We start from the raw sequence: 11838 nt of genomic DNA on the forward strand, positions 1-11838 counted from the left end.
CTTATACGTATAACTTGACCCTGGAGAGAGTTGAATGCAGCTGCACACCCGTGAGTGGGGCCCGTCGGACGGCAAGGTCGCCGTCCTGATCCACGGCATCATGGCCGATTCCCAGTGCTGGTGGCGGGTCGGCCCGCACCTCGCCTCCCTGGGCTACCACGTCATCGCCGTCGACCTGCCGGGACACGGCCGGTCGCCGCGCGCCGAGACGTACTCCCCCGAGCTGTACGCCTCCTCGGTGCTGGAATCCGTGCCCGCCCGTCCCGAACTGGCCATCGGCCACTCGCTCGGCGGGCTGACGCTGGCCGTGGCGGTCGAGCGGCTCAGGCCGGCTCGCGCGATCTACTCGGACCCGGCCTTCCGGCTGCCGCGCATGGAGGGCGGCGCGCCGATGACCGACATGATGGCGCAGCTCAAGTACGCCACCGTCGAGCAGGTCACGGCGATGCACCCCGGCTGGACCGCCGAGGAGAACGCGGTCGAGATCGAGATGCTCAAGCTCTGGGACCCGCGGACCGCGCTGTCCCTGGGCGAGATCGCCGGCTTCGACCACACCCCCGAACCGGTCGTGCCCTCGCTGGTGCAGCTCGCCGACCCGAGCTTCGTCGTCCCCCCCGACCAGGCCAAGGACCTCGAGGCCAGGGGCTTCGAGGTCCGCGTCGTCAAGGGCGCCGAGCACACCATCCACCGGCACCTCTTCGAGGACTTCCTGACCGGCCTCGACGGCTGGATCTGACTAATAGCTCAGCCCGTGCCCGAACGGGTAGAGCGGGTCCTCACTGTCGTACGGCATGTCGGAACGGCTCGCCTCGACCGCGGCCATCGAGCGAGGCAGCTCGTATGGCAGGCGCCCGAGCGGCGACCTGCGTCCGAAGACCACGTCGAGAAAGACCGCGTCGTTCGCGCCGAAATCACCGAGCACGGCGACGGCCCCCTCGGCGATCTCGGGGAAGACGGCGGGCCGTTCCAGGTACACGTCCACGACCGTGTCGGCCTTACTCTGCAACGCGCGCAGCCTGGCGATCTCCGCCTCGGGGAAGGCCAGGTCACCCGCGTGGAAGAACGACTCGAACATGCCGGGACGCGGTTCGTACGGCGCCGCCAGTCGTACGAGCGCGATGTCCGCCTCCTCCGGAGTCGCCACGATCGTCCCGTAACCTGCGGCGGTCTCGGCGTCGACGCCCTCGACGTACATCCTGAGCCCCTCCACCAGCGGCAGCGGGCCGTTCTTGAGCAGGGTGAGCGACGCGCTCTGCGCCTCGACCCCCGCCTGGACGAAGTCGGCGCGGCCGACGATCTCCTCGGCCCGGTCCGGGTCCGCGAACGGGTCGTCGAACAGGCCGAGCACGAATTTCTCGCGCAGCAGGCGGCGTACCGAGACGTCGATGCGCTCCTCGGCGATCTGCCCGCTCCTGACCAGCTCGATGACCAGTTCCGGGCAGGCCTCCCCACCGAACTGGTCGATCCCGGCGTCCAGTGCCTTCTTCGCCCGCTCCAGCGGGGTGAGGTGTTCCACGCCCCAGGCACGGGCGGCCACCGGCTGCCCCATGATCACGTCGTCGGTGAGCAGGCCCCAGTCGGTGCAGACGATGCCGTCGAAGCCGTACCGCTCGCGCAGCAGGCCGGTGATGACATCCTTGTTGAATCCGAACCCGACCTCTTCGTACGGCGTGCCGACCGGCATGCCGTAGTAGGGCATGATCTGCGAGGTCCCCGCCTCGAAGGCGGCCTCGAACGGCTTGAGGTGGTAGTCGAAGTTGCCGCCCGGGTAGACCTGCTCGCGGCCGTACGCGAAGTGCGGGTCCTCGCCGTCCTTCTGCGGGCCGCCGCCGGGGAAGTGCTTGGTCATGCAGGCGACGCTGTCCTTACCGAGGCGTACCCCCTGGAAGCCCCGGATGTATGCCTTGACCAGCCGGGAGGTCAGCTCCGCGTCCTCGCCGAAAGTGGCGTTGGCGCGCGCCCAGCGGGGCTCGGTGGCCAGGTCGATCTGCGGGTGCAGGGCGACCCGGATGCCGACGGCGAGGTACTCCTGCCGGGCGATGTCCGCGAACTTCTCGACCAGGGCCTCGTCGCCGATCGCGGCCAGCCCCGTCGTCTCCGGCCACTGTGAGAACGCTCCCGCCATCATGGCCGCGCCCGGGTTGCTGGAGAAGGAGTGACGCGGGTCGGTGGAGATCGTCACGGGGATGCCGAGCCTGGTCGCCTTCGCCCGCTCCTGTACGGCGTTGCTCCACTCGGCCATCTCGCGCCCCGAGGCGCTGCCGAACAGGTTGAAGTGGTTCATGAGCCGGCCGTCGATCATGTCGGTGGCCGAGGGGATGGGCATGATGTCGCCCATCGTCACCATGGCCTGGAAGAGCAGCCCCGCCTTCTCCTCCAGTGTCATCCTGCCCACGAGGTCGTCGACACGCCGCTCGACGGACAGCTGAGGATCCCGGTAGTCCACGATGCCACCTTTCGTTGATTATACGTATAATCACTCGACTCAAGCATTGTTTCAACACTTCAGACCGAAACGCAACAACACGGCCGGCCGGGGCGATCGCGTTCACCGTGACGCCGTAGCGGCCGAGTTCGGCGGCGGCGACTCGTTTCCCTCCGCCGGGGTGGGCCTCGGTCGGATCAGTTCACGGTCAGCCCCCGGGAGGCGAGGATCAGGGCGGCCTGGGACGGGCTGATGATCGCTCCGCGCAGCGATCGGAGCCGGGTGTCGTCGACCTCGCCGAGGTCCAGGCCGCGCAGGTCTGCCATGGTGAAGACCGTGTCGACGGTGCGGGCGCCGATCATGCGGCAGTCCTCGAACACGGCATTGGTGAAGTCGCAGTTCGACAGGTTGGCCTCGTCGAGGCGGGTGCCCCGCAGGTGGGCGCCTCGGAACGAGCAGCCGATCAGGTCGGCCAGCATCAGGTTGGAACCGTCGAACCGGTAGCCGATGCCCCGGCAACCTGTCAGCACCGCGCCGATCATGCGGCAGCCGGTGAAGACGACGTCGGTGAGCAGTGCCCGCCCGAAGTTCGCGCCCGACAGGTCGACGTCGGTGAAGGTCGCGTCGACGAGTTCGGCGTTCGCGAACCTGAGCCCCGCTCCCCCGCCGCCGGAGAAACGCGCCCCGTCCAGATCCGTACGGCGGAAGTCGGCCCGCTCCAGCACGCATCCCTCGAACGAGGCCCCCACGAGCGGCGCCCCGCTGAAGTCGGTGCCGGTGAGGTCGCACTCCTTGAAGACGTAGGGTCCCTCACCGGTCAGATGCTCGCCGAGGGAGAGCCTCGCCAGATCGACCCCGTTGATCTCCCGCTGGTCCGCCAGCAACCGTGCCACATCCATCCGGCGATTCAAGCAGCCCGCCCCGACAGAATCACCGAGACCGCACGCTCCCCAGAGGGGAGCCGTGTCGGTCGGGCGACGCTCGCGGGCTCCCGCTGATTCACCCGCGCCGTGCGCCGACACCGTACGCCATACGCCGGTGCCAACGCCGTACGCCGACGCCGGAGACGAGCCGTCGGTCAGGCGGTGCCCGGGTCCCCGGCGAGGAGTTCGGCGGCGGCCTGGCCGCAGACGCGGGCGGATCCGTGGGTGGCGATGTGCACGGCGCCGAGGTCGGAGCGGCCGGGCAGGCCCATCTCGACCACGACGGCGTCGGAGCGGGCGGCCAGCAGGTGCCGGAGCGCGTCGGTCTGCCAGGGGTGGCGGTGCGCGTCGCGGACGACGATGACCAGGGGGCGCCCGGCCGCGGTGGCGAGTACGGCCTCGATGGCGCTCCCGGTGGCGGTGGAGGCGTCCAGCCGGGTGACCGTGGTGCCGGGGAGGAGCTTGCCGAGCGGCTCGCCGACACCCCAGGGGGTGTCCTTCTCGATGGCGAGGTTCATCTCGGGGGCGAGTTCGGCGACGTGCGGCGGGGCGGACAGAGGGAAGGCCGCGGTCGCGGAGCGGCGGGTGACCCGCAGCGCGCGCCGGGCCGCGGCCAGGCCGATCGACGCGTCGCCGGAACCACCGGAGGCGGCGCGCGCGGGCGTGTCCCGGTGGGCGGTCGCGGTCCAGCGGGCGAGCTCGCGGACGCGGCGGGCGGCGTCGGCCAGCCGTTCCTCGGAGAGCCTGCCCTCGATCACGGCGTCCGCGATCGCGTCACGGACCGCGATCGCGGTCTCTTCTCCGGCGTGTTCGCCGCCCACACAGATCGCGTCGGCGCCCGCGGCGACGGCGAGGGCCGAGGCACCGCCGATGCCGTACGGGCCGGAGACCGCGGTCATCTCGATGCCGTCGGTGACGATGACGCCTTCGAAGCCCAGCTCGACCCTGAGCAGGTCGTGCAGGACCCGGCGGCTGAGCGTGGCGGCCATCACGGGGTCCAGCGCGGAGACGAGCAGGTGGCCGGTCATGACCGTGCGCACCCCCTTCTCGACGGCCGAGCGGAAGGGCCGCAGCGCCACGTCTCGCAGTTCCCCGGCGGCGGCGGCGACGAGCGGCACACCATGGTGGGAGTCGACCGAGGTGTCGCCGTGGCCGGGGAAGTGCTTGGCGCAGGCCGCCACGCCCGCCGACTGCATGCCCCGGATCCAGGCGACGGTGTGCCGGGCGACAAGGTCGGGGTCCGCGCCGAAGGAGCGCAGACCGATGACCGGGTTGTCAGGGTTGGAGTTCACATCCGCCGAGGGGGCGAAGTTGAGGTTGACGCCCGCCCGGGCCAGGTCGCGTCCGAGGTCGGCGGCGATCTCCTCGGTGAGGCCGGTGTCGTCGACCACGCCGAGGGCGAAGTTGCCCGGCCGGGTGCTCCCGCCGGCCGCCTCCAGGCGGGTGACCTCGCCCGACTCCTCGTCGATGCCGACGAGGACCTGGGGGTTCTCCTCGCGGAGCGCGGCCGTCAGGTCGGCGACCTGGGAGGGGGTGGCGATGTTCCTGGAGAAGAGCACCACCCCGGCCAGCCCCTCACCGAGTCTGCGCCGCACCCAGTCGGGCGGGGTCTTGCCCTCGAAACCGGGAAAGACGACGGTCTCCGCCAGACGGAGCAGCTCTGGGCCGCGCTTCATTCACCACTCCTCGCCTGACGACCGGTCGGCGTCCCATGCCGAAGGCGCGCAGACCCCACGTTGTCCCGAACCTCCGGGGAAAGCGCTCCCACGGCGGCTTGGCGCAAATCTAATAGGAAAGTTTCCTAATTGCTAGTGGGCTGACCATTGGCCTTCGAGTAAAGGTCTACAGGTCTCGACGAGGGTGGGTTGAAGATCGGCCGACGGGGACGGCGGGTGGGGCGGCCTCGCCCGAGGCGGTCAGAGCCGTTCGATGATCGTCACGTTGGCCTGGCCGCCGCCCTCGTCGCCGGCCTGCGGGCCGACGGTGTCGACGCACCCGAACACGACGTCGTCCACGGCCTCCGGGGCCACGCCGGTGCACCCGACAAGCTCGCGGATGACGTGGGCGCCCAGGTCGGCGGGGTGTGCGTCGGCGAGGCCGCCGTTCCTGCGGCCCACCGGGGTACGGACCGCGCCGACGATGTACGCCTCGGTCATGCCTGATCCCTTCGGTGTTCGCCTGACAGCAGGCGTAGCAAGCGCTTGGTTGCAGGCAGGGGATGGAACGAGCTGGCGCGTTCAGGTGAACAAGCGATTGCGCAAGGGCTCATAATGAGAGGCGTGAACACGCGAAAGAACTCCGGCGGCACGACCACGACCTCGGTCAAGCGCCAGGGCGGGACCAAGCGCGCGGCCGCCTCCGGCTCCGCGTCAGAGCGCCGCGACCATCTCGTCAAACTCGCCGCCGAGCTCTTCGCCCGCAAGGGCTTCCAGGCGACCACCGTCCGGGAGATCGCCGAAGAGGCCGGCATCCTCTCCGGAAGCCTCTACCACCACTTCGACTCCAAGGAGACGATCGTCGACGAGGTGCTGGCCACCTTCCTCGACGACCTCGTCGGCCGTTACCGCGCCGCCCTCGAACAGGACGGCGACCCCCGCACGATCCTCTCAGAGATGGTGCGCATCGGGTTCAGCACTTTGGAGCCCCACCGCGCGGCGATCACCGTCATGCAGAACGACTGGAACTACCTGCGGTCGCTCCCCGGTGACCGCTTCGACTACCTGGTCAAAGCCGAGGACGAGGTCGAGCGGATGTGGGTCGGGCAGATCAAGCTCGGCCAGGCCGCCGGCCTGTTCCGCGCCGACGTCGACCCCAAGCTCACCTACCGCATGATCCGCGACACCATCTGGGTGGCGGTGCGCTGGTTCCGCCCAGGGGGGCGCCTCAACACCGCCGGCCTCGCCGAGCACTACATCACCGTCCTGTTCGACGGCCTGGCGACCGGCGAGCGGAGCAGCCAGAAGGCCTGACGCCCGTGAGCGAACCCCGCGCGGCGAGCGACGCGGCCTGTGAGAATCGAGCCGTCCGCGAAGCGAACGGGAAGTGGTGGGCAAGCATGGAGATACTGCAGAAGGCCGTGCGCATGGCGCTCACCGAGGTGGCCGACCCCGCCAAGGCTCCGGTCATGCGGGCCTACATGAAGTCGGAGATGCCCTTCCTCGGCGTGCAGGCCGCCCCCCGCCGCGCGGCGCTGAAGCGGGTCTTCATCGAGTACTACGTCGAGACGGCGCCCGCGTGGCGGGAGGCGGCGCTTGCCCTGTGGCACGGGGCCGAGTACCGCGAGGAGCGCTACGCGGCGATCGAACTGACCGGCTTCCGCCTCTACCGGGGCTTCCAGACGCTCGACGCGCTGCCGATGTACGAGGAGATGATCGTCACCGGAGCCTGGTGGGACTATGTCGACGACCTCGCCGTCCACCGCGTCGGCGGCCTGCTGGCGGCCTTCCCCGACACCATGCGCCCCCTCATGCTCCGCTGGGCCCACGGCACCGACCTGTGGAAACGCCGGACGGCCATCCTCTCCCAGAACCGCTTCAAGTCCGCCACCGACACCGGCCTGCTGTACGCCTGCATCGAGCCGAGCCTGTCGGACAACGACTTCTTCGCCCGCAAGGCGATCGGCTGGGCCCTGCGCGAGTACGCCAAGACCAACCCCGGCGAGGTCGTCCGCTACGTCGACCACACCGGCATCAGCGGCCTGAGCCGCCGCGAGGCCCTGAAGAACCTCCCGGTGCGTTGACCCTCGTCCCACCCGCACCGCCGATCTCCCTCCGGACCTCCACGGTGACCGTCGGCCCGTTCGCGATCTCCCGGATGGAATACGGGCATGAGCTCGGGAGCCCACGTTCTCATGTGGCCGACTCATGTGGCTGACCACGGCTCTCGTCGTCCGAGAGCGTCGACGACGCCGATCGGGGGCGGCATGGGCCGGTACCGGCCCCCGGCGGGCGCTACGTGAGGGCGCCCGCGGTGAGGCCCTTCTGGATCTGGCTCTGGAAGAGCGTTTGAACTCCTCCCCGGCCCGAAGGCCGGAGACTCTCCCGTCGCGTCGCGGTTAAGCGGCGCGCGGGGGTTGACGCTTCGCAGACCGGGTAACCCCGAGGTCTCCACGTCCTGATACCGGCGTTCCGACGGCGTTCTTGATATTGATCGCGGCGTTGGTGTCGGCATGCCCGCCCCAACCGCACGCGGGGTTGGCGCAGACGTACCGTATCCCCTCCCGGGCCGCCAGGTCACGATGGCCGCACCGGTGACAGGTCTGCGAGGTCCCCCGCGCGGGGACCTTCACCAATCGTCAGCTCGAACGCCTCGTTCGTCTGCTCGTAGGTGCGCTGCGCGACCGCGACATAGACGGTGTCGAGGACGAAGAGCTGGGAGTGGACGGCGGCCAGGCCGCCCAGCCGGAAGGTGGTCTCGCGGCTGGCGGTGGTCAGCACCAGCTCCGCCAGCTCCGCCAGCGGGGAACGGGCGAAGGAGGTGACCGCGACGGTCAGCGCGCCCCGGTCTCCGGCCTCGCCGAGGGACTCCAGCACCTCGCGGGTGCGGCCCTGGTGGGAGATGCCGATGGCGACGTCGCCCGCACCGAGCAGCGCGGCGTCGGCGAGCGCCTCGTGCGCGTCGGCGTGGCTCCAGCAGGGGATCCGGATGCGGCGCAACCGCCCGCCCATCATCCCGGCCACCGCCCCGCTGGTGGAGACCCCGAAGATGAGGATGCGGCGGGCCGCGACGATGGCCTCGGCGACCTTGGCGACGGTGGTCGCGTCGAGTTGGGCCGCGGTCTCCTGGATGAGCCGCGAGTCGGCGGCGGCCATCATGCCGATCGCCGCGTCGAGCGGGTCGGTGGGGCCGATCTCGTGGCCCACCCCCATGTCCCAGTTGGCCTGCGCCGCGCGGCCGGTCTCGGTGGCCAGCGCGACCCGTAGCCCGGCATATCCCATGAAACCGAACACCCTGCAGAAACGGGTGACCGTGGCGGGCGAGCTGCCGCTCCGCTCGGCCAGCGTGATGATCGTGGATCGCGCCGCCTCCGCGGGGTCGGCCAGGATCGCCTCACCCACCCGGCGCAGCGCCTCCGGCAGCGCGGGTGTCTCGGTCTGGATACGTCCGAGCGCACCTGCGGCCACAAGCATTCCTTTCATCAACCATCATCTGGATGAAAATTATTCTCAACCCGAGGCCGCGTCAAGACCATCGGGGCATGGTGGAGGGCGTGACGCCCGTGTCGCCGGAGCCCGCGGAAGAACTCCGACAACCTCTGCCGCCTTTCGAGCGTCGTTCATGGCAGAGGTTCCAGAAAAGGAGCCGCCCGACGGAGGCGAACCCCACGATGACTCGACGTCCGGCCGACACGCCCCACCAGGTTTCCAGCGCGCACGTCCACGACGAGCTGGCCGCCCGGCGCGCCCGGCGCGCCCGGGACCAGAGACTGCGCAACGATCCGCACATCCGGCTACTCGAACGCGAGCACGGAGTCCGCCTCACGGTCGAGGAGCTCCAGGCCGCGGACCGGCAGGCTCAGGAGACGCAGGCTCAGGAGACGCAGGCGCCGCGCCACGAGGAACCGCCGGTGGACGAGGAGACGCGCTCTCTGCAGCTGCTCGTCTGGCGCCGTCTGGGCCCGAGGGGGTTTCAGGGGTTCATGCGGGAGCTGGAGGAGATGGAGGCCGAGCTGGCCAGGTCGCGGGAGGATGACTGGGACGAGTCCAGCTGAGCCCGCCCGGCCCCGAACGCGTCGTGTCCCGTCGGGTGATCGACCCGGCGTGGTCGGCACTCGCCCACCCCCCGCGCGCGTCGTGGCCTCAGTCGGGACGGACGACGTCCACCCCGATGTCCGCCCGGCGCCCCGCGACCCGCCGTCCCCTCCCCGACGGATGTCTACATCGTTCCAATCGTCCCACAAAAGGGCAGCTCACAGGGGTCGAGAGTGGAATGTGCGGTTTCCGGCGCGGCCACTGCCTGCCCAGACGATGCCGGGTAACACCCTGTTCACATACGGGCAACAGTTGTGAAATCGCGACTTGCGAACCTTTGGGGGCAGCAGACCCCTCCACCCTCAAGGACTCCGCCGATGACCTTCAAGGCCGAATACATCTGGATCGACGGCACCGAGCCGACCGCCAAGCTCCGCTCAAAGACCAAGGTCATGGCGGACGGTGCCGAACTCCCGATCTGGGGCTTCGACGGGTCCAGCACCAACCAGGCCGACGGTTCCTCCTCCGACCGCGTGCTCAAGCCGGTGTTCACCTGCCTGGACCCGATCCGCGGCGGCAGCAACGTGCTGGTGCTGTGCGAGGTTCTCAACACCGACATGACCCCGCACACCAGCAACACCCGCGCGGCCCTCGTCGATGTCGCGGAGAAGTACGCCGACCAGGAGTCGTGGTTCGGCATCGAGCAGGAGTACACCTTCTTCAAGGAGGGCCGCCCGCTCGGCTTCCCGCTCGGCGGCTTCCCCGCCCCGCAGGGTGGCTACTACTGCGGCGTCGGCGCCGACGAGGTCTTCGGCCGCGAGATCGTCGAGAAGCACCTCGACTACTGCATCGAGGCGGGCCTGGCCATCTCCGGCATCAACGCCGAGGTCATGCCCGGGCAGTGGGAGTTCCAGATCGGCCCGGCCGGTCCGCTGGAGGTCTCCGACCACATGTGGATCGCCCGCTGGCTGCTCTACCGCATCGCCGAGGACTTCAACATCGCCGCCACCCTGGACGCCAAGCCGGTGAAGGGTGACTGGAACGGCGCGGGCGCGCACACCAACTTCTCCACCAAGGCGATGCGCGAGGGCTACGACCCGATCATCACCGCCTGCGAGGCCCTCGCGGCGAACGCCCTGGAGCACGTCAAGCACTACGGCTCCGGCATCGAGGACCGCCTCACCGGTCTGCACGAGACCGCCCCCTGGAACGAGTTCAGCTACGGCGTCTCCGACCGCGGCGCCTCGGTCCGCATCCCGTGGCAGGTCGAGGTGGAGAAGAAGGGCTACATCGAGGACCGGCGTCCGAACGCCAACGTCGACCCCTACCTGGTGACCCGCCTCATCGTGAACACCTGCTGCGCCGCTCTGGAGAAGGCCGAACAGGTCTGATCCCGACCGAAGAACGGAAGGCCGCGAACGTCCTGCCGGGGGCGTCCGCGGCCTTCCGCTTTCCCGGGGAACCACCTCTTTCCCGTTTCCCGGGGAGCCACTTCTTTCCCGTTTCCCGAGGAGCCACACGGCCTCCATCTCGAGCGCGTGACGAAAATCCCACCAAACAGCTGCTTTAGGACAGCGCTAAAGGGGTAGCTTGCGCCGTACCATAACTGCGATGCGGGACGTAGTGGAGCAATTACAGCGTTTGGGGATGTCGGGCTACGAGGCCAAGGCGTACGTCACCTTGGTCGGTGCCGGGCAGCCCCTCAACGGCTATGAGGTCGCCAAGCGCTCAGGCGTGCCACGCAGCATGGTCTACGCGACACTGGGCAAGCTGGTGGCCAAGGGCGCGGCCTATGAGCTGCGTGGCACCGGCGACACCGTCGACTACCTGCCTCTGCCACCGCGTTCCCTGCTGGAGCGCATGCGCCGGGAGTTCGACGACTCGATCGAGTCGCTGGAGGTCTCGCTGCCCGTGATCGTGGCGTCCCCCGGGGCCCACCTGATCCACAGCCTCAAGGACGCGGAGGCGCTGCTCGCGCGGGCCGAGGACGTGGTGGCCGAGGCGCATACCGACCTGTTCCTGTCGATCTGGCCCGAGGAGATGGGGCGGCTCTCCGCACTGGTCGAACGAGCCGTCGAGCGCGGGGTCGAGACCTCGGTGGTGCACTTCGGGGCGGTGCGGAAACCGGTCGGGAATCTCTACGAGCGCCGCTTCCCCCCTCCGTGCGCGACCACGGAGGCCCAGGAGGGGCAGGGCCCGGAGCATCGGCTGCTGGTCGTCGTGGGCGACCGGCGGGAGGCCCTGGTCGGCGGCTTCGCCGGCGGCACCGCGTGGGGCGTCTACACCGAGGACCCGGCCGTCGCCGCTATGGCCGTCGAGTACGTCAGGCAGGACATCGCCCTGCAGATCATCGCCGACCGGGTCGGCCACGAGGGCATGAGCGAACTCTGTGCCCGCGACCCCGAGCTCAAGCGCTTCCTCAGCGACCACGGTTACGCGGCCGCCCTGCTACGCACCACGGGGATGCCCGGCCCCCGCCCCCGCGGGACCGATCCGGCCCGCACAACCGCGCCCGACGAACGATTGCTTTAACGCAAAAGTGACATCCTGCAGAGAGATTGTCCCCATATCGAGTGCCGCCATCCCGGGGGAAGACAGCACATGGACAAAACGGTCATCATGACCGTCGACGACGATCCAGGTGTATCACGGTCCATCGCACGCGACCTGCGCGTGGAGTCGAAGCCCGGCGACACCCGCTTCCAGGTGCGCCTCCCCGTCACCGAGGCGTCCGCCCCCACCTGAGCCCATGCCGTCCGGAGCGGACGCTTTGGACGGCACGCTCCAGCCCTCTCCCCGA

12 protein-coding genes and 1 pseudogene are annotated in these 11838 nt (G+C 69.7%); 7 read left to right on the forward strand and 6 right to left on the reverse strand.

Annotated elements, in window-relative coordinates:
- The first annotated feature begins 34 nt into the window (after positions 1 to 34).
- Complete coding sequence (locus OIE13_RS21520) at positions 35 to 736, forward strand: alpha/beta fold hydrolase (protein WP_326636991.1); 702 nt, start codon at positions 35 to 37, stop codon at positions 734 to 736.
- On the opposite strand, the gene OIE13_RS21525 is transcribed toward OIE13_RS21520, so the two are convergent.
- From OIE13_RS21525 to OIE13_RS21540, 4 genes and pseudogenes are all read right to left on the reverse strand, one after another.
- Complete coding sequence (locus OIE13_RS21525) at positions 737 to 2446, reverse strand: glycoside hydrolase family 3 protein (RefSeq protein WP_326636989.1); 1710 nt, start codon at positions 2444 to 2446, stop codon at positions 737 to 739.
- 176 nt (positions 2447 to 2622) lie between these two features.
- Entirely contained in the window at positions 2623 to 3324 is a 702-nt protein-coding gene (locus OIE13_RS21530) for a pentapeptide repeat-containing protein (RefSeq protein WP_326636987.1), read from the reverse strand.
- Positions 3325 to 3503: 179 nt separating this feature from the next.
- Positions 3504 to 5024 (reverse strand): glycoside hydrolase family 3 protein, encoded by a 1521-nt coding sequence (locus OIE13_RS21535; RefSeq protein ID WP_326636985.1) that lies wholly within the window; start codon positions 5022 to 5024, stop codon positions 3504 to 3506.
- A 285-nt stretch (positions 5025 to 5309) separates the two neighbouring features.
- A pseudogene (locus OIE13_RS21540) lies at positions 5310 to 5504 on the reverse strand (acetyl-CoA C-acetyltransferase); the annotation flags it as partial.
- A gap of 114 nt (positions 5505 to 5618) precedes the next feature.
- Between OIE13_RS21540 and OIE13_RS21545 the strand changes: the two are divergent.
- Positions 5619 to 6317 carry a TetR/AcrR family transcriptional regulator gene (locus tag OIE13_RS21545; protein WP_442815987.1) on the forward strand — a complete coding sequence of 233 codons (699 nt, stop codon included), beginning with the start codon at positions 5619 to 5621 and terminating at the stop codon, positions 6315 to 6317.
- An 86-nt stretch (positions 6318 to 6403) separates the two neighbouring features.
- Complete coding sequence (locus OIE13_RS21550; protein WP_326636981.1) at positions 6404 to 7087, forward strand: DNA alkylation repair protein; 684 nt, start codon at positions 6404 to 6406, stop codon at positions 7085 to 7087.
- 315 nt (positions 7088 to 7402) lie between these two features.
- Here OIE13_RS21550 and OIE13_RS21555 read toward each other — a convergent pair whose 3' ends face one another.
- Positions 7403 to 7636 (reverse strand): zinc ribbon domain-containing protein, encoded by a 234-nt coding sequence (locus tag OIE13_RS21555; protein WP_326636979.1) that lies wholly within the window; start codon positions 7634 to 7636, stop codon positions 7403 to 7405.
- The gene (locus OIE13_RS21560; protein ID WP_326636977.1) at positions 7581 to 8486 is read right to left on the reverse strand and encodes a MurR/RpiR family transcriptional regulator; all 906 of its coding nucleotides are present in this window, start codon (positions 8484 to 8486) and stop codon (positions 7581 to 7583) included. The genes OIE13_RS21555 and OIE13_RS21560 overlap by 56 nt, the downstream gene beginning before the upstream one ends.
- 188 nt (positions 8487 to 8674) lie before the next feature.
- On the opposite strand from OIE13_RS21560, the gene OIE13_RS21565 reads away from it, so the two are divergent.
- The 4 genes from OIE13_RS21565 (at position 8675) to OIE13_RS21580 (ending at position 11783) form a co-directional block, all read left to right on the forward strand.
- Positions 8675 to 9058: a hypothetical protein gene (locus tag OIE13_RS21565; RefSeq protein WP_326636975.1), complete on the forward strand. Its 384-nt coding sequence runs from the start codon at positions 8675 to 8677 to the stop codon at positions 9056 to 9058.
- A 357-nt stretch (positions 9059 to 9415) separates the two neighbouring features.
- Entirely contained in the window at positions 9416 to 10429 is a 1014-nt protein-coding gene (glnII, locus tag OIE13_RS21570; protein ID WP_326636972.1) for a glutamine synthetase, read from the forward strand.
- A 220-nt stretch (positions 10430 to 10649) separates the two neighbouring features.
- A complete protein-coding gene (locus OIE13_RS21575; RefSeq protein ID WP_326636970.1) occupies positions 10650 to 11570 on the forward strand; it encodes a TrmB family transcriptional regulator in 921 nt (306 codons plus the stop codon).
- 69 nt (positions 11571 to 11639) lie between these two features.
- Positions 11640 to 11783, forward strand: a complete 144-nt coding sequence (locus OIE13_RS21580; protein WP_326636968.1) for a hypothetical protein — start codon at positions 11640 to 11642, stop codon at positions 11781 to 11783.
- Positions 11784 to 11838 lie beyond the last annotated feature (55 nt).

The sequence above is a fragment of the Streptosporangium sp. NBC_01810 genome, assembly GCF_035917355.1.
In the GTDB taxonomy this organism is placed as follows: Bacteria; Actinomycetota; Actinomycetes; order Streptosporangiales; family Streptosporangiaceae; genus Streptosporangium.

Bases quoted from the DNA above. Each gene is read 5' to 3' on its own strand.
- OIE13_RS21550 (WP_326636981.1), top strand. From the start codon at position 6,404: ATGGAGATACTGCAGAAGGCCGTGCGCATGGCGCTCACCGAGGTGGCC.
- OIE13_RS21545 (WP_442815987.1), top strand. From the start codon at position 5,619: ATGAGAGGCGTGAACACGCGAAAGAACTCCGGCGGCACGACCACGACC.
- OIE13_RS21565 (WP_326636975.1), top strand. From the start codon at position 8,675: ATGACTCGACGTCCGGCCGACACGCCCCACCAGGTTTCCAGCGCGCAC.
- OIE13_RS21520 (WP_326636991.1), top strand. From the start codon at position 35: ATGCAGCTGCACACCCGTGAGTGGGGCCCGTCGGACGGCAAGGTCGCC.
- OIE13_RS21580 (WP_326636968.1), top strand. From the start codon at position 11,640: ATGGACAAAACGGTCATCATGACCGTCGACGACGATCCAGGTGTATCA.
- OIE13_RS21560 (WP_326636977.1), bottom strand. From the start codon at position 8,486: ATGAAAGGAATGCTTGTGGCCGCAGGTGCGCTCGGACGTATCCAGACC.
- OIE13_RS21575 (WP_326636970.1), top strand. From the start codon at position 10,650: ATGCGGGACGTAGTGGAGCAATTACAGCGTTTGGGGATGTCGGGCTAC.
- OIE13_RS21530 (WP_326636987.1), bottom strand. From the start codon at position 3,324: ATGGATGTGGCACGGTTGCTGGCGGACCAGCGGGAGATCAACGGGGTC.
- OIE13_RS21535 (WP_326636985.1), bottom strand. From the start codon at position 5,024: ATGAAGCGCGGCCCAGAGCTGCTCCGTCTGGCGGAGACCGTCGTCTTT.
- glnII (WP_326636972.1), top strand. From the start codon at position 9,416: ATGACCTTCAAGGCCGAATACATCTGGATCGACGGCACCGAGCCGACC.